The sequence below is a fragment of the Mesobacillus thioparans genome (assembly GCF_965138835.1).
GTDB lineage: Bacteria > Bacillota > Bacilli > Bacillales > Cytobacillaceae > Mesobacillus > Mesobacillus thioparans.
In genome coordinates this window covers 521465-538231 of the sequence record NZ_CBCSFH010000001.1, presented here as the reverse complement: position 1 = coordinate 538231, position 16767 = coordinate 521465, and the positions used below count along the sequence as shown (strand labels likewise).

At 41.4% G+C, this 16767-nt stretch carries 16 protein-coding genes; 9 read left to right on the top strand and 7 right to left on the bottom strand.

From position 1 onward, the window contains the following. Window positions 1-158: 158 nt before the first annotated feature. Complete coding sequence (locus ACNAZ4_RS02785; RefSeq protein WP_415812661.1) at window positions 159-1691, top strand: carboxypeptidase M32; 1533 nt, start codon at window positions 159-161, stop codon at window positions 1689-1691. 27 nt (window positions 1692-1718) lie between these two features. Then, complete coding sequence (locus tag ACNAZ4_RS02780) at window positions 1719-2333, top strand: TetR/AcrR family transcriptional regulator (protein ID WP_415812660.1); 615 nt, start codon at window positions 1719-1721, stop codon at window positions 2331-2333. 31 nt (window positions 2334-2364) lie between these two features. On the opposite strand, the gene ACNAZ4_RS02775 is transcribed toward ACNAZ4_RS02780, so the two are convergent. Continuing rightward, on the bottom strand, window positions 2365-3867 hold the full coding sequence (locus ACNAZ4_RS02775) for a potassium/proton antiporter (RefSeq protein ID WP_415812659.1): 1503 nt from the start codon (window positions 3865-3867) through the stop codon (window positions 2365-2367). Window positions 3868-3879: 12 nt separating this feature from the next. Next, window positions 3880-4434: a tyrosine-type recombinase/integrase gene (locus tag ACNAZ4_RS02770; RefSeq protein WP_415812658.1), complete on the bottom strand. Its 555-nt coding sequence runs from the start codon at window positions 4432-4434 to the stop codon at window positions 3880-3882. 146 nt (window positions 4435-4580) lie between these two features. Here ACNAZ4_RS02770 and ACNAZ4_RS02765 point away from each other — a divergent pair, with 146 nt between their 5' ends. Beyond that, entirely contained in the window at window positions 4581-5051 is a 471-nt protein-coding gene (locus ACNAZ4_RS02765) for a hypothetical protein (protein WP_415812657.1), read from the top strand. 231 nt (window positions 5052-5282) lie between these two features. On the opposite strand, the gene ACNAZ4_RS02760 is transcribed toward ACNAZ4_RS02765, so the two are convergent. Then, window positions 5283-7076 (bottom strand): methyl-accepting chemotaxis protein, encoded by a 1794-nt coding sequence (locus ACNAZ4_RS02760; protein ID WP_415812656.1) that lies wholly within the window; start codon window positions 7074-7076, stop codon window positions 5283-5285. Window positions 7077-7399: 323 nt separating this feature from the next. Between ACNAZ4_RS02760 and ACNAZ4_RS02755 the strand changes: the two genes are divergently transcribed. From ACNAZ4_RS02755 to ACNAZ4_RS02740, 4 genes are all read left to right on the top strand, one after another. Next, window positions 7400-8716 carry a hemolysin family protein gene (locus tag ACNAZ4_RS02755; RefSeq protein WP_415812655.1) on the top strand — a complete coding sequence of 439 codons (1317 nt, stop codon included), beginning with the start codon at window positions 7400-7402 and terminating at the stop codon, window positions 8714-8716. Between the two features lie 175 nt (window positions 8717-8891). Continuing rightward, the gene (locus ACNAZ4_RS02750) at window positions 8892-10037 is read left to right on the top strand and encodes a YsnF/AvaK domain-containing protein (RefSeq protein WP_415812654.1); all 1146 of its coding nucleotides are present in this window, start codon (window positions 8892-8894) and stop codon (window positions 10035-10037) included. 247 nt (window positions 10038-10284) lie between these two features. Further along, window positions 10285-10995, top strand: coding sequence for a GDSL-type esterase/lipase family protein (locus ACNAZ4_RS02745; protein ID WP_415812653.1), 711 nt, complete (start codon window positions 10285-10287; stop codon window positions 10993-10995). 116 nt (window positions 10996-11111) lie between these two features. Next, window positions 11112-11678: a M15 family metallopeptidase gene (locus tag ACNAZ4_RS02740; RefSeq protein WP_415812652.1), complete on the top strand. Its 567-nt coding sequence runs from the start codon at window positions 11112-11114 to the stop codon at window positions 11676-11678. A 50-nt stretch (window positions 11679-11728) separates the two neighbouring features. On the opposite strand, the gene ACNAZ4_RS02735 is transcribed toward ACNAZ4_RS02740, so the two are convergent. From ACNAZ4_RS02735 to ACNAZ4_RS02720, 4 genes are all read right to left on the bottom strand, one after another. Further along, a complete protein-coding gene (locus ACNAZ4_RS02735) occupies window positions 11729-12961 on the bottom strand; it encodes an NAD(P)/FAD-dependent oxidoreductase (protein WP_415812651.1) in 1233 nt (410 codons plus the stop codon). A 255-nt stretch (window positions 12962-13216) separates the two neighbouring features. Further along, entirely contained in the window at window positions 13217-13636 is a 420-nt protein-coding gene (locus ACNAZ4_RS02730) for a pyridoxamine 5'-phosphate oxidase family protein (RefSeq protein ID WP_415812650.1), read from the bottom strand. 86 nt (window positions 13637-13722) lie between these two features. Continuing rightward, window positions 13723-13914 carry a hypothetical protein gene (locus ACNAZ4_RS02725; protein ID WP_415812993.1) on the bottom strand — a complete coding sequence of 64 codons (192 nt, stop codon included), beginning with the start codon at window positions 13912-13914 and terminating at the stop codon, window positions 13723-13725. A gap of 96 nt (window positions 13915-14010) precedes the next feature. Then, window positions 14011-14133, bottom strand: coding sequence for a hypothetical protein (locus ACNAZ4_RS02720; protein WP_415812649.1), 123 nt, complete (start codon window positions 14131-14133; stop codon window positions 14011-14013). Between the two features lie 173 nt (window positions 14134-14306). Between ACNAZ4_RS02720 and ACNAZ4_RS02715 the strand changes: the two genes are divergently transcribed. Continuing rightward, window positions 14307-15038, top strand: coding sequence for a protein-glutamine gamma-glutamyltransferase (locus ACNAZ4_RS02715; protein WP_415812648.1), 732 nt, complete (start codon window positions 14307-14309; stop codon window positions 15036-15038). Window positions 15039-15237: 199 nt separating this feature from the next. Further along, window positions 15238-16710, top strand: coding sequence for a UDP-N-acetylmuramoyl-L-alanyl-D-glutamate--2,6-diaminopimelate ligase (locus ACNAZ4_RS02710; protein WP_415812647.1), 1473 nt, complete (start codon window positions 15238-15240; stop codon window positions 16708-16710). Window positions 16711-16767 lie beyond the last annotated feature (57 nt).

The following is a 16767-nucleotide window of genomic DNA, read 5'->3' as shown; positions in this document are numbered from 1 at the left end:
AAAATTTCATTATATTTTTATTCGACGTAGTAAAATTATGAAAGGTTGCAAAAATTTAGAAATATTTATTAATAATTTTGTGATAATTGAAAAAACAATGTAATATAGATTATAATAAACCGACTGGATAGTTTATTTAAAAAACAGGGGGAGATCTCATGGAACAAAAAGTGATGAATCAACCAATCATTTCAGCACTAGAAAAATTCACCGAGCTGGATGAAAAAATTTCACATTTTAATAGTATTTCAGGCTTGCTCAGCTGGGACCAGAAAGTAATTGCCCCAAAGAAGGGCCGGCCTATTTTCGCCAAAGCCAGCAGTACATTAAGAACAGAAGCGTTCAAGCTGTCCGTATCGGAGGGGATGGGGGAACTCTTAAGCACGCTTTCTTCTCCTGAAGCAGAAGCATATCTTGATGAAGCAGCAAAAGCGAAGGTTCGTGAAAGGCTGAATTTTTATAACCGATCCAAAAGTATCCCGGCAGAGATGATCAAGGAATTTTCCGTGCTGACATCACAGGCGAATGATGCCTGGGAAGAGGCAAGGGAGAATAATGATTTTCAGCATTATCTGCCATACCTCGAAAGAATTGTGGACTTTAAAAGGAAGTCTGTTGAGATCTATGGATATGAGAATCATCCATATGATGCGCTGCTTGATGAATATGAGCCAGGGCTGACAGTCGAGAAGCTGGATCCTTTGTTTGATAAATTAAGAAAATCCAGTACGAATTTGCTTAAACGGATTCAAAACGCAACATATGAGCCACGCGTGGATATTTTTGAACAGGCCTTTTCCGTAGCTAAACAAAAAGAGTTCAACCGATATATCCTGCCGCTGATTGGCTTTGATATGAATGCCGGCAGACTGGATGAGACCGTTCATCCATTCGCACAGACGGTCAATACGGGAGATGTCCGGATTACCACCCGATATTTAGAAAATAATGTTCGCTCGGCCATTTTCGGCACGATTCATGAAGCTGGCCATGGTATTTATGAGCAGAACATCGATCAGCAGTTCGAGGATTCTGTCCTGCAGGAAGGGGCATCTTTTGGAATTCATGAGTCCCAGTCACGCTTCCTTGAAAACATGGTTGGCAGAAGCGAGGAATTCTGGAAACACTTTTATCCAAAGCTTCAGGAGCATTACCCTGAACAGCTTGGAAATGTCGGACTGGATGAATTCTACCGTGCCGTCAATTCGGTCCAGCCTTCATTCATCCGAGTCGAAGCAGATGAGCTGACATATAATCTGCATATCATGGTCCGTTACGAAATTGAAAAGGCATTGATTGCTGGGGAAATAGAAGCGAAGGACCTTCCAGCAATATGGAACTCAAAAATGAATGAATACTTAGGAGTTACACCTTCCAATGACAGCGAGGGAGTACTTCAGGATATTCACTGGTCGTTTGGCGGCTTTGGTTATTTCCCATCGTATTCTTTAGGGAATTTGTATGCAGCGCAGATCCTTAACAAGATTAAAGCGGATATACCTGAGTTTTACGGCAGCATAGAAAAAGGTGACTTTGCCGTGATCCAAAAATGGTTGAAGGAAAACATCCATCAATATGGGATGCTATATACTCCTAACGAACTGATCGTGAAAGCCACCGGAGAAGAACTGAATGCGGATTATCTGGTGGAATATTTGGAAGAAAAGTACAGCAAAGTATACAAACTATAATAGAAGCTGGAAATAGGGGTTAAGAATATGGCGCCAATTGTTTCAGAGGAGTATAAGGAAAGGAAGCGGCAGGAAATTTTGCAGAGTGCCCTTGCTTGTTTTGCCAAGAAGGGATTTGAATCATCAACTGTGGATGACATTGTCTCACAATCTGGCCTGAGCAAAGGGGCGATCTACAATTATTTCAAGAGCAAGGATGAAATTTACCTCGCCCTGATGGATGGCCAAACGAAAGAATCAGGCACAAAATTCTCGAAGGCAATTGCTGAACGACGGACTGCTTTGGAAAAGCTTGACTTTCTGGTTGATGCCTATCTGGATAATGACCCTAACGAGTTCGACAACAAAGACCAGGCACTTGTACATTTCGAGTTCAGGCTATATTCAACACGAAATCCTGAGTTAAAGGAAGTTTTGACAGAGAGATACAAAGATTTCTTTGTTGAATTGTTAACGGGAATCATCAAGGAAGGTCAGGAAGCAGGAGAATTCAACATTCAGCTTGAACCAGCCACTTATGCCGATATTTTTTGGGCGATGGTGAATGGAGTCACCTTGCAGGCGACGATCCTGAATGACTATGCATATAAAAGCATCTTAAAAGAGATGCGAACTATGTTCGTGGAAAAATTAAAGGCATAAGTAAAAAACCAGTGAGGTGCTCACTGGTTTTTTACTTTAAATCTAAGGCATTTTGTTTATAAGCTGATTTTTCTTTTAGCAGTTTTTTCAGCAGTGGTTTATTTTTCCGTGCAGATAAAATGTAAAGGAAATCACCTGCCATGATCACTGTAGTGCCTGTCGGTGCAATCAGTTTGCCATTGCGGATAATCGCATTTACAAGTGAGCCTTCTGGCAAGGAAATTTCCATCAATGTTTTTCCGACGATCGCATTGTCACTTTCCATTTCATATTCGATCATTTCAGCATCCGCTTTTCCAAGTGAGATTAGTTCAAGTGATTGCATTGGTGTTGTTTTCTTTGGTCCGTTCAATCCAAGTTTATTCGCTAACATGGGAATGGTGGCTCCCTGAATCAGGGCGCTTGTCAAAACGACGAAGAAGACAACATTGAAAATCTGATGGCTATCCTCGATTCCTGCCAGCAGTGGAAAGGTGGCCAGGATGATTGGGACTGCGCCTTTCAGTCCAGCCCAGGAAAGGAAAATCCGGTCTTTTATGGAATAATCCATTTTTATGGTCGAGATAAATACCGCTGCAGGCCTTGCTATTACCATCAGAATTAAGGATAGTAAAATTCCTTTTATTAAAATAGCCGGGTTGAATAGCTCAGAAGGGAATACGAGCAATCCAAGAATGACAAACATAAGGATTTGCATCATCCAGGCAAAGCCTTCTGAAAAACGGAAAATGGACTGGCGATATGCAATCTCCGCATTCCCGATGATGATCGCTGCAATGTATACAGCCAATAGGCCGCTGCCATTCAAGAACGCTGTCACTCCATAGGTCAGTAATGCAAAGGCAGTGGCAAAAACCGGGTACAGGCCGCTTGAATCAAGATTAATGGAGTTTAGCGCCTTAACTGCGACACGGCCAAATAGGATCCCTAAAATCAGCCCTAGTCCCATCTGTAAGAAGAAATCCCCGATCAGTTTCAGGATACTTGCATCAGGCAGGGTAATAAGTTCGATCATGGCAACAGTCAGAAACACAGCCATTGGATCATTTGATCCGGATTCTGCTTCGAGAGTCGATCCTAGTTTTGAAGAAATATTGTGGCCTTTGAGGACGGCGAAGACTGCCGCAGCGTCAGTTGACCCAACGATTGCCCCAAATAATATCGCTTCCAGCCAATCAACGCCCAGGATCATTTTCGCAGCGACGGCAACTATTCCAGAGGTAATTAACACTCCAAGCGTTGCCAGAGACAATGAAGGAACGATCACTGGCCTGACGTCTTTCCAATTTGTTTGCAAGCCGCCTTCAAACAGGATGATGACGAGAGCAATGACACCAATCATTTGCGCCATTGCTGCATTATCAAAATAGATGATGCCAAGGACATCGCTGCCCATGACCATCCCGACCATGATGAATAAAATTAGTGAGGGAACCCCCAGTCTGGTCGAAAATCTGGTCGTGATTACTCCGACAATGAATAAGAAAGCTAAAAGTAAAATGAACGAATCGGTACTCAGAACACTTTCATTCAATGAAAGACCCCCTTATAAGTTTATATTAATTGTGACTGTAACTGGCTGCTGGTCTAATCCGATGAAATGCATCGTTTCAGATGGAGATGAATGCTGAAGTCTTTTCTGGATAAGAGAAATGGCGACACCCTGGGAATAGGCATGGTAACCAAATGTCTTCCTGAGTGTGGTCATTCCGACAGGTTCCATCACCCCGGCCTCTTTTGCAGCTGCATTGATGATTCGGTAGGCCTGTTGTCTTGTTATTGGTTCGGAAGTTTTTCGTGATCTGAAAAGATAATCTGCACTATTCAGGGAATTTTCATTTAGATATCTTTTAAGAACCTTCCTTATTGATGCGTTTATATAGATAGGGGGATTGCTGTAATGGGGAATTGAAAGAAATGCTGCTACTTCTCTTTTTTCGTTGCAGACATCATCGACACGAAGGCTCAAAAGTTCCTGAAGCTTGATGCCGGTATTGATGCCCAGCAAGAAAAGACAATAATCCCTGCTGGAATGTGCCTCAAGATATCTCTTCATTTGATCAATGCGATTTTTGGATGTAATGGGGCTTACCGCCTGCATAATTTCACCACCTTATGTAACTTAATTATAAACTATTTTGGATTTTGTAACATATAAAATGCTTGGGAAGAGTTTTTTTGTTAAGACCTTGCCTAATGTTATAATGAATAGAATCATAAAAATTCGTCATTAATCTGGAGGCAATTATGCTAACTTTCGAACAAAAACTTTCAATCATTGAATCTTTTCCGGAACTGGAACGAAAAAGTGTTTCTTTGGGCCGTGTTAACTTTCATTATGCAGATAGCATTTACGACAAGAAAAATGTTGTATACCACTTACATCCAAATGGAAATGGGTTTGTCTATGGGGAATTTTTAGAAGGCTATGACTTCGATGCGAAGGGCATGGTGAATATCCGCGATTTCACTGCGAAAGAGCTAAAGTCGATCATAGAACTTTCGATTAAGTCGCTTTCACCTGACAGTACTATTGAATCAGCTATCATCGAGGACAATGAAGAAGAACGCTGGATCAATGCAGAAAACCACACACTGATTCTTGTCCATGAAGATGATATGTGGAATGTGTATGCTGGCCTGAACCTGGATGGTACATTTCTTTCTTACAATGAAGCCAAACAATATTTAGAAGAAGAAGGATTCAGGAAAAGATAAAAAGGATGCCCGCGGGCATCCTTTTTATTAGCTCTTTTCTCAAACTTTGTTGCTATTGACTACAAAATAGAATTAAATTACCCAAGATTAGTCACCCAATTAACGCTTATTATGAGAAAAGAGCTTGCAAACTTACTACCGTCATACAAAATGGCTATTAATCGGCTTTAGGATTTTAACAACGATCCTTACGAAAACAGCCTTTTATTATGAACTTTTTTCAGCAGAAGCTTACAATTTAAAACTTCCAGTCAGCTTTTCTAACTCCAATGCGGTTTTCTGGAGGATTTTAGTCGTTTCATTCACATTTTCCGCGACTTTCAACTGTTCCTGTGTAGATTGGTCTGTCTGGCTTGTACCTGCGGCAATTTGCTGGGATGCCTGTGAGACCGTATCGAGCGAGTTGGTGATTTGTTCAATGGCAATGACTTGCTGTTCGATTGCCGAAGCAATATTGCTGGAGTTGTCCTCAATCTCCAATGTTGTTTCATAGATTTCTTTAAGTGTATCCTTGGCGTGAACGGAAAGATTTTTATTGTATTGTACAGCTTCTTTTGTCTTGCTGATGTAAGCTACTGCATTTCGGGTGTTTTGAACATTTTCGTTAACGATGGTAATGATCGTTGAAGCTGATTTTGCGCTTTCTTCAGCAAGTTTCCTGACTTCGTTTGCGACTACCGCAAAACCTTTGCCATGTTCACCGGCCCTTGCAGCTTCTATGGCTGCGTTCAATGCAAGCAGGTTTGTCTGGTCAGAGATCGTGTTGATGATTTTAACAAACTGGGTGATTTTATCGGACTGTTTTTCCAGTTCGGTGATGATATCAGCCAGCTGATTGGTATTCTCGTCTACTGATTCCAGTCCTTCCAGCATTTCGTCGATTCTTTTCGTGCCTTCCCTGGATGTCGCAGTTGAATTTTTGGCGATATAGCTTGCTTGTTGTGCAGAAGCGTTGATTTCTTCGATCCCTGCGTTGATTTCCTCCAAAGTTGCCTGCATTTCCTCAATATTGGCATTTTGCTCCTGTGTGCTTGCCGCTGCCTGCTGGTTGGCTGCAGTCAATTCTCTGATCGCTTCCACGGAACTGGAAGACACCCTGGATAACCCCATTGTTTCGTTGGTTACTTCTTTAGTACTGGACTGTACCTGTGATACCAATGTGCGGAGGGAAGCAGTCATGATATTGATGCTTTCAGCCAGTGCACCAATCTCATCCTTTGAATGTACCTTAATGTCTTCCTGAGACAAATCACCATTAGCGATATTAGAAGTTAAATTTTTGATTTTGTTCAATGGCTTAATCAGTCTTGAAACAAGGAAATACATTGCTGCGCTTGAAAGGAGCAGGATAATGATGGATAGAACCCAAATTCCTGCAACTTCTCCATTGATCTTTTTATTGATTTGGGAAACATCGAATTCGACACCATATAAAGCGATGGTTTTTCCGCTCATATCGTTGATTGGCGCAAATCCGGTCATTTTTTCTCCTGTTCCCGATTTATATATTTCAGTGGTCGTTCTTTTGTTTTCCTTGAAAGCCTCCAGGGCGGCACGATCAAACTCTTTACCGCCTGAATACTGTGAGCCATATGTGAGTTCATCAGCCATCATGGCAGAATTCATAGTCGGGATGATGAATTTATCGCCATTCATGGTGATTAAATAAAGATTATGTATTAAGGGGTTCTCCTTCAGAATTTGATTCATTTGCTTTTGCATCGAAGTAACGCCAGGATTATTTTTAGATGGATTGCTGATGATCGTCTGGGCTTTACCGGCTGAAACCTGATCCGATAATAAGCTTGCAATCGTGGTGAGTTCTGCCTCCATTGAATCGAAATTACTGGACTTGATCGTATGCTGGGCATAGAACGTTGTTGTCATTGCAAGGACAAGTATCGAGATGATACTCCAGGATACAATTTTCAGTTTTAGACTCATATTCCTGTTGAGCAGTATACTGCCTGACTTTTTCTTTACCAATGTCTTCTTGACAGTGTTCTTCTTTTTCTTAAAGCGCAAATTGTCCACTCCCTCTGGTCTTCATAGACGAAATTATCGTTATTGTTATTTTCGGCAAAATTAGAAAATTGTTAAGCAAAAAGTACTGAAAAATGGTCGGATATTCAAAAAAAGATTAGGAATATGGGTCAAAAGTATTCAAAAACATTATCCTGATATATTAAGGCGTAATATCAAATACTAGGGATGTAATGATTCACGTTTTTTCCATATTATGCGTTAGCTGTTCCATATACGGGTATAATTTAAAAAATGATTCTATCCAATTTTCAGAAGTAAATGCATTAGGAGGTGAATGCCTTACAAACTGTAGGGCTTGCCCATTGATTATTACGAATTTGCTGTTACTTATCCTATTGATCGCATTGACCGGCTTTTTCGTGGCGACGGAGTTTGCGATTGTTAAAGTCAGGAGTTCAAGGATTGATCAGCTGATTGCTGAAGGAAAGAACGGTGCACAGTCTGCCAAACATGTGATTACGCATCTTGATGAATATCTCTCTGCCTGTCAGCTGGGAATCACGATTACCGCTCTTGGCCTTGGGTGGTTAGGGGAACCGACAGTCGAGGCGCTTCTCCATCCCATTTTTGAAAGCTTTAATCTAAATGCGTCATTATCCGGTCTTTTATCGTTCGCAATCGCATTTGCTTCAATCACTTTTTTGCATGTGGTCGTTGGGGAATTAGCTCCAAAAACGGTCGCCATCCAAAAAGCTGAATCCATCACAATGGCATTTTCAAAGCCAATCATCTTGTTTTATAAGATTATGTACCCCTTCATCTGGGCGCTGAATGGATCTGCCAGGCTCCTTGTCGGACTGTTTGGGTTGAAGCCAGCCTCAGAGCATGAAATGGCCCATTCCGAGGAAGAGCTGCGCATTCTTTTATCGGAAAGCTATGAAAGTGGAGAAATAAACCAGAATGAATTGAACTTCGTAAACAATATTTTTGAATTTGATGAACGGATCGCCAAGGAAATCATGGTCCCAAGAACTGAGATCGTTACGTTTGATATTACGGATGACATTGAAAAGATAATAGATGTGATCCAGAAAGAGAAATATACTCGTTATCCCGTGATCGATGGTGAAAAGGATAATATAGTAGGGATGATCAACATAAAGGAAATACTGACTGCCAAACTGACTCAAAAGGAACTTCAAAAAGAATCGATACTGTCCTCGTTCATTAAGCCCGTCATAAGAGTGATCGAGACGATCCCCATCCATGATTTGCTTGTGAAGATGCAGAAAGAACGCATTCACATGGCCATTCTGATCGATGAGTACGGAGGAACATCCGGCCTTGTGACCGTTGAGGATATCCTTGAAGAAATCGTCGGGGATATCCGTGATGAATTTGACGTGGACGAAATCGCGGAAATTAGAAAAGTGAAAGAAGACCATTATCTTTTCAGCTCAAGAGTGTTGATTGATGAAGTGAATGACCTGCTTGGTATCCATATTTCTGAAGAAGATGTCGATACAATTGGCGGCTGGTTCATGACAAAGAATATTGATGCCAAAATTGGCGACGAGATCGAGGAAGAAGGATACCTTTTCAGAATCATTGAAATTGATGAATATCATATCGCATATTTAGAGGTAACCAGGATCGAGGCTGAAATTAAACCGGTGTAAACCGGTTTTTTTCTATGTTATCGAATCTTCTCTTCAGGACTTTCATTTTGACTGCTTTTCCTGGATGTGGCTAATTTTGGCATATTTAATATTGTTTGAGGGGTTGACCATCCGGGGTAAGAATACACTACCGGTGCAGCCGGATGTAACTTACATTGAATTGGAGGAATTTAAAATGACTAAAAAAGTAGTTGGAGTTTATGATAATCAAACAGAATTAATTGAAGCGATTGAAGAGCATAAAAACAAGGGATATGCAGTGCAGGATTTTTCGATTATTGGGGATACAAATGACATTACCACTGCATTGGAAAGCAGGACAGGTGTAACGACGGAAAACCTTGGAACAGATAGGGAAGAACATCGAGAAGGAGGATTCTGGCAGAGCCTGATGACTGCATTCGATGCAGACCGAAATCTTGGCGGCAATGAACCGACTATTTCCGACCGTCTTGTTGGCCTTGGATTGACAGATGACGCTGCAAGGGAATATGAAGAGGATGTACGAGCTGGCCGTATCATTTTATTAGCAGAAACCAATGCTTCCGGCCTTGATGCTGCAGACACAGGCTATGTGGCGGATACATCCGTGACAGGAAACTATACTGATACAGACACATCCCTGACAGGTAACTATGAGAATACGGATGCAACTGTGACAGGAAACTATAAGGATACAGACACACCCGTCACAGGAAACTATGACGGTACAGATGAACAAACATTGAAATTAAGGGAAGAACAGCTGGATGTTTCCAAGGAACGTGTCCAGGCAGGAGAGGTCGAGGTGCACAAGGAAGTAGTCGAAGACCAGCAGAAGGTCAACATTCCGGTTACACGTGAGGAAGTATACATTGAAAAACGGGAGGTGAATGAAGCCGTTTCTGGCACTGACGCTACAATCGAAGATGATGAAACAATCCGCGTGCCGATCATGGAAGAAAAAGTTGAGGTCACTAAGAAGCCTGTTGTTTCTGAAGAGCTTGTCATCGGCAAGCGTGAAGTGACAGATACTGAACAGGTTGTCGAAAGTGTCAAGCGTGAGGAGGCTCATCTTGATTCGGATGACGACAGGGTCGTGAATGGCGGGGATCTTAACCGCAATGAGTTAAGGAATGATACGGATCTTGATCGCAATGACTTAAGAAACGATACGAATCTTAATCGTAATGAGTTCAGTAACGATACTGACCTTAATCGCAACGAATATAGGACCGATACGAATCTTGACCGCAATGGATTGAGAAATGATACGGACCTTAACCGAAATGAATTAAGAAACGATACAAATTTGGATCGTGACGGTTACAAAGATAAATAAGAAGATAAAAAAGAAAAGACGCCACAAGGGCGTCTTTTCTGCGTATTGAGGCGACTGACTGTACGCCACATCGTACATTTCCAATGAAGGAGTGTCAGTCGGCTTACACAATTCAGCTCATCGCTTGATTAATATATCATTTTAATTCATTGGACGCAAGAGGAATTTTTAGGAAGGAACCATCAGGTTTCAGTCCCTGGACCAATGGGGTAAGAAAAAGGGAAAACAAACAGAGAAAGGACACATCATGAAAAACAATAAGATTATTTTCACATTGGTAGTTGTATTTTTTTTGCTGGCTGCAGTCAGCATTTACGGGAAGACACAGGAAAAAAAGGAAGATGAGAGGCTGGTCATTGCATTCGGTGACTCGCTCACTTATGGTTATGGAGATGAAAAAGGTTCTGGATACATCGATACTCTTAATGCAAGACTTAATGATCAGAGCGAAGAAAAATTCACCTTTGATAACGAAGCTATTTATGGTCTTGAATCATCAGGAATCCTTGCACAAATGTCAGATGTCGGTATAAGAGGGAAAATTGATGAAGCAGATTATTTTATTGTTTATATCGGTACGAATGATTTGATTAACAGCAACGGTGGAAATTTAAAAAACCTGAAGCAAGAAGAAATTGCTAAAGGCAAGGAAGACTATCTGAAAAATCTGGATGCCATCATCAATATATTGACTGAAAAAAATGAGCAAGCACCGATCTTGCTTCTTGGACTTTATAATCCCTATCCCGACAGCAAGACAATCGAGGCTGTGATAGATGAATGGAATAATGATATCAATAATTTGATCAAAGACGAAAAACGCATCGTTTACATTCCAACCAATGACTTGTTTAAAGGAAAAAATAAAAAGCAGTATTTCAGTGATTCCCTCCATCTAAATGATAAAGGGTACAAGCTGGTCTCTGATCGTATTTTAGAAAAATACCAGTTCGAATAGGAATATGCCTGGCAAAATCATTGCCAGGTTTTTTTCAATTTCTCAATACATGAAACCTGAGGTGGTTCGAATTCGTACTATAATAGACTGAAAGAATAATTGAAAGGATTTTTACCGTGAAAACTAAATTATTCGGGAATGCTTCCGTCACTTTCCTGTTGGTTCTGGTTGTACTGGTCCTGTATTATCAGTTCCTGACAAGGCCAGAGATCAATGACGACGTTCCATTGCCTGAAGACCTCCATCCTATTGTCTTAGAGAATAAGGAGATGCTGGTTCAAAAAGCTGCTGATTCAGGGATCAGGATCATTGTGACAGATGGATTCAGGAGTTTCCAGGAACAGGATTCTTTATATGAAAAGGGAAGGACGGCAGACGGGCAAATTGTCACCCATGCAAAAGGCGGCGATTCTTATCATAATTTTGGGCTGGCAATTGACTTTGCGTTATTGAATCAGCAAGGTAATGCCTTATGGGATACTGCCTATGACGGCAATGGGAATGGAAAGTCCGATTGGATGGAGGTAATAGCTATTGCCAAGGGGCTTGGATTCCAATGGGGTGGAGATTGGAAGCATTTTAAGGATTATCCGCATTTAGAAATGAGATTTGGACTGACAATAGATGATTTGAAAAGAGGCAAACGCCCTCCGGGAGACTCGCTGACAGCATCACAAAATTAAACAAAAGCATCGGATATAGTTCCCTGTGAACTGCTCCGATGCTTTATTTGTTATTTTTGATGGGTGGCAGCAGAAACCTTTGAATAAGGCTTTCCAATCTTAAGGAATTGCTTGATCACGAGGCTGGGTCCTCCGAGCACGAAGAGGTAGCGCGCCTCAATGACCTGTTTCATCACAGCAGCGAATGTACCTGAGATTTTCAAGCCGAAGACCTTTCCAACAGCTGCCTTGTTTCCGATGGAAGCTACTGTGCCTTTATGATGATACTCGAAAGTTTTTAAGGTTTCCCCTCGAAGGCTAGCTATAATATTCGGACCGCAAAGTTCAGCCTGCTGAATGGCCACCTGTGCAGTTGGAGGAAGGGCATTTTTCTCATCCTTCATGAATAGCGCGGCATCGCCGATACAAAAGACATTTTCTACAGCTTTTACCCTTAAAAATTCATCGACCGGAATGCGTCCTCTTGAAGTTGGCAAGTCCAGTTTTTCCAGGAGGGTATTGCCGCGGACACCACCAGACCAGATCAATGTCCGGGACGGGAGTACTTCTCCATTGTCCAATTCAATGGAAGTTGGAGAACATTCAAGTATTTTTGTGGATGTCATTAATTCAACGTTGTTCTTCATTAAATAATTGGTTGTAAATTTAATCGCTTCTTGATCAAAACCTGGCAGAACTGTTGGAGAAGCTTCGATATTGATGATTCTTGTTTCGGATAAAGGAATATTATATGTGCGGCAAAGCTTTGGTAATGCTTCAACAAGTTCGCCAACCATTTCAATTCCAGTAAAGCCTGCCCCGGCAACCGCAATTGTCAGTCTTGAAGGATCAGAATCTTCCTTGTAAGCAGCCATCTGCCTTAGAATATGGTTGTAAATTGCTTTCGTGCTTTGGAAGCTTTTAATCTTAAAAGCATTTTCTTCTACACCTGGTATGCCAAAAGTAGTGACATCAAAACCAAGTGAAATCAGCAAGTAGTCATACTCGATTTCATCACCTGAATCGAGCCGGACTTTCTTTTCTTTGAAGTCGACATCCTGTACGTTTCCTTTTTTGAAATGTACCTTATCTGTTTTTAGCAGCTCAGGGATATGCAGTGTGATTTTGTCGTCCGAGGCCGTACCTGCACCAGTCTTATGCAGCTGGGTAGAAATATAATGGTAATCATGTTTATTGATCAACGTAACTTCGGCTTCACCGTTCCTGAGAGATTTTTCAAGCTGGCGGCTTGTAATCAGTCCGCCATATCCTGCACCTAGTATGACGATTTTGGGAGTACTCATTGTATTTCCTTCTTTCCGGCTAAATATTGTGAATAAATTCACATGGTGGAGCAAAAAAATAAAACACGTTGTTGGTTATCGAGATTTTTTTGTGAAAATATTCACATTCTTTATATCAATAGATTACAATAATACTATTTTGATATCAAGTCATATAATGCGATAGTTTTTACAAATGTTTGACAAAATACATCAAGTTCTTGACTGTAAAAAAAGAAAATGGAGAGGGGGATGCTCCCACTCTCCGCTTAATGTTTATAAGTATAAAACTTCAGGCTCGCCATTGTCGTTCATCAATCGAATACTATCAGGTTTTATTTCCAGTATGATGAAATCAGGGTCATTCGGGCTTTCAATCCATTTCTTCATTCTTTCGTTCCAGAATTTATCCTTCAAGCTTTGTTCTCCCCTGATCGCAGCCTTGCCCTGTACCTCAATATAGGCATCACCCATTCCATCCCCTTCATAGCCAAGCAGGATATGGACATTGTCATTCTTTTCAATTTCTTCAGCTTTATAAGTTTCCTTGCTTGTCGGGGTATACATTGTCAAGTCCTCATGGAAAAAAGTCATATAGCGTGTGTGTGGCTTATTATCCACTACTGTCGCAAGGGTCCCTACCTTAGACTCACCGAGGACCTTGGTGATTTTTTCTTTTAAAAGTTGATGATCCATATTGTTTCCTCCTTTGTATTTACGTACTTACTATTCTCTTCTTTAGCCAGGATAAACCAAAAAGCCCTGGAATCCCAGGGCGGTTACTATAAATCATTGTCAGTATCAACATTGTACTTCTTTTCACTTGAAGACGAATCCTTTGAATGATGTCCGTCTTTTTCTTCTTGCTTTTCCTGATTGAGGTCTTCCATTGGGATTGGGTCAACTGTCAATTCACTTTCGAATTGATCATGTAGGCTTTTCTTCCGGGTCTCATACTGTTCCGGGTTGTCCATGTTTTGAGTATTATCTACTGCTATGGGCTTTTTATCATCTTTTTTCACAACTTTTCACCTCTCTGGATAATGTCATAAGGATCTCGCATTTAAAGCTTAATTCTCAGATTGCTTCTTTTCCTGAGGTTTTACTGGATCCCTTTGAGGTTCAACATCCTTATTGTGTGCTTGTTTGTTCTCCTGTTCTGGTGATCCATCATTGTGTTTTTCTTCTGACATGAGAAAACCTCCTTTTACAAAGAAAATACCCTTTCACATGAATTCAAAACAATCTGCGGCTAAACACCTCATTAGTGCCTCCAATTAACAATTCTGTCCAATGTCTTTTAAGCCGGAAACCTTCATATAGTTAGAATGTATGTTTAATAATCGGAAGATGGAGGGGGAGCGTGATGATTATCATCCGGTTTCCAGATGCTGCAGGCAAGCAAAAGTTGCAGAATCTGTCTGGGAAGCAGAGGGAAATATACGACCATCTGGATCAAAGCCTGACTTTGTTTGAATATGACTCAACCTTTCAGCTCCTTTTTGAAATCAGTCTCAGGGAACAGATCATTGAAGCGGCACTGAAACTGAAAGAAGCTTCGGTGGCATTCACTTCGTTCAAATACTCTAAATTCAATCCCATTTATTGGACAAAAGGACCAAGAGGGTATCTTTTGAATCCCAATGTGCGCCCGTCTGATGCCATAGCGGATATTTTTGAAAACGGAGAGGAGTATGGCTTTGAATGCTCTACGGCGATGGTGATCATTTTTTACAAAGCTGTCCTCGAATCCATCAGGATTACGGATTTTAACTATCTGTTCAGGGGATTGCTTGTATGGAACTGGAATTATGACCCTGATTTAGCAATCATTACGCTGGAAGGGAGTGAGTTCATTCCCGGCGACGTGGTCTATTTCATGAATCCTGATTTTGAATTGCCAATCTGGCGCGGGGAAAACGCTGTTGTCCTTGGCAAGGGGTTGTATTATGGACATGGAATAGGAATTGGAACTGCTGACGAAATGATTGAGGCTCTAAATACGCTCCGAAAAAAGGGCTCGACAACATCTGCCTATATGCTTAAGCAGCATAGCAGGCTGAACTTTAAGTACTTGTCCCAGTTCTCCGGCAGATAATCCCAGAGAATAGTAAAAGGCTGGCTGGATTGCCGGTCTTTTTTTCTGCTTCTTTCTCCTCATTTTTTTAAAATGGATTTCTTATAGAATGTACGAGGCATAGTTTTAAAAATAGGGGGAATATAAAAAGAGACTTATTCTATACGTTTCTAGGTTCCGGATATGGAATTTATAGGCAGTTAAAAAGGGAGTTTTGGATATGAGATTATCAGAAGTGCTTGAAGCCCTCAGCGGCAGTTTGAAAAAATACATAAATGATTCAGATCCTAATTTGACAGGTATTCAAATGGATTCACGCAAGGTGAAGCCAGGGGATTTGTTTGTTGCGATTTCTGGTTTTCAAATTGATGGCCACCAGTTTATTCAAGAAGCGATTGACAAAGGAGCCGCTGCGGTCATTGGCGAACATGACCTTGAACTGGCTGTGCCCTATATCCAGGTATTTGACAGCCGGCTGGCTCTTGGAAGGGCGGCAAGCGCTTATTATCACCATCCGTCTAGGAAGCATACGGTGATTGGCGTCACAGGAACAAACGGCAAAACGACGGTCTCATATATTCTAAAGCATATTCTTGAGCACGCCGGAAGAAGCTGCTCTTTGCTCGGTACGGTGTCTTATATTATAAATGATGAAGTGTACAAGCCCTCGAATACCACTCCCGATGCATTGCAAATCCAGGAATTGATGGCAGCCAGCAATGATGAATTTGTTGTTCTTGAGGTATCTTCACATGCCTTGAAGCAATACAGAATTGAAGGATTGGAACTGGATTATGGTTTGTTCACGAACCTTTCCCATGATCATCTGGATTATCATCCGACGATTGAAGATTATTTCGAGGCCAAAACGCTTATGTACAATTACATGAAGCAAGAAGGGTCAGCAGTTGTCAGCAAGTTGTGCGAGTGGGGAGACAAGCTGGCCGATTTGTTGAGCGCCAAAGAGATTCCTGTCTATTCGATGGGTGATCACGAGTCAGATGATTTAAAAATAGAGAATATCAAACTAAACGGTGCAACCAGGTTTGAAGTGAGAGTGGGAGGGGTTGTTTATCCTTTGACATTGCCTTCTCCGGGGCTGCACAATGTCTATAATGCTGCGATGGCCTTTTTGACGGCAATTAAAATTGGCATTCATCCTGATGTGATTGCGGAGGCATTGAAGACATTCCCAGGAGTTCCTGGAAGGTTCGAAATGATCCCGCATCCAGATGGTGCAACCTTCATTGTCGATTATGCCCATACGACAGATGCCATTGAATATTGTCTGCATGCTGCACAGGAGCATGATGCCGCGAAGATAAAGCATATATTCGGTTTTCGCGGAGAGCGGGACAAAACGAAAAGGGAGGATATGGTCAGAGCGTCTGCGGAAATGAGTGATGAATTCATTTTGACATTTGATGACCTGAACGGTGTTTCTGTTGAGGAAATGGAGAATGAGTTAAAGGAGTTGAATGATCGGTTCGGGATGAATAAGGGAAGGATCATCACCGACAGGACGCTGGCCATCCAGGAAGCATGGGAAAACGCAAACCCCGGGGAATGGATCCTCATCACCGGCAAAGGACCTGAGGAATATCAGACAATGTATGAACTCCCAACCACCTCTGATAAAGATACGCTGTTATACTTACAAAAACAGCAAGAAAAAGAAAAAATAATCGGGTGAACGATCCGCAGGCTGTAAAAACTAAGCCTGCGGATTTTTTGAAAACTTAACCCACTT

Coding starts and splice junctions, on each gene's coding strand:
- ACNAZ4_RS02780 (WP_415812660.1), top strand. CDS start 1,719: ATGGCGCCAATTGTTTCAGAGGAGTATAAGGAAAGGAAGCGGCAGGAA.
- ACNAZ4_RS02725 (WP_415812993.1), bottom strand. CDS start 13,914: ATGGACAACCCGGAACAGTATGAGACCCGGAAGAAAAGCCTACATGAT.
- ACNAZ4_RS02785 (WP_415812661.1), top strand. CDS start 159: ATGGAACAAAAAGTGATGAATCAACCAATCATTTCAGCACTAGAAAAA.
- ACNAZ4_RS02720 (WP_415812649.1), bottom strand. CDS start 14,133: ATGTCAGAAGAAAAACACAATGATGGATCACCAGAACAGGAGAACAAA.
- ACNAZ4_RS02745 (WP_415812653.1), top strand. CDS start 10,285: ATGAAAAACAATAAGATTATTTTCACATTGGTAGTTGTATTTTTTTTG.
- ACNAZ4_RS02730 (WP_415812650.1), bottom strand. CDS start 13,636: ATGGATCATCAACTTTTAAAAGAAAAAATCACCAAGGTCCTCGGTGAG.
- ACNAZ4_RS02765 (WP_415812657.1), top strand. CDS start 4,581: ATGCTAACTTTCGAACAAAAACTTTCAATCATTGAATCTTTTCCGGAA.
- ACNAZ4_RS02710 (WP_415812647.1), top strand. CDS start 15,238: ATGAGATTATCAGAAGTGCTTGAAGCCCTCAGCGGCAGTTTGAAAAAA.
- ACNAZ4_RS02750 (WP_415812654.1), top strand. CDS start 8,892: ATGACTAAAAAAGTAGTTGGAGTTTATGATAATCAAACAGAATTAATT.
- ACNAZ4_RS02715 (WP_415812648.1), top strand. CDS start 14,307: ATGATTATCATCCGGTTTCCAGATGCTGCAGGCAAGCAAAAGTTGCAG.
- ACNAZ4_RS02770 (WP_415812658.1), bottom strand. CDS start 4,434: ATGCAGGCGGTAAGCCCCATTACATCCAAAAATCGCATTGATCAAATG.
- ACNAZ4_RS02735 (WP_415812651.1), bottom strand. CDS start 12,961: ATGAGTACTCCCAAAATCGTCATACTAGGTGCAGGATATGGCGGACTG.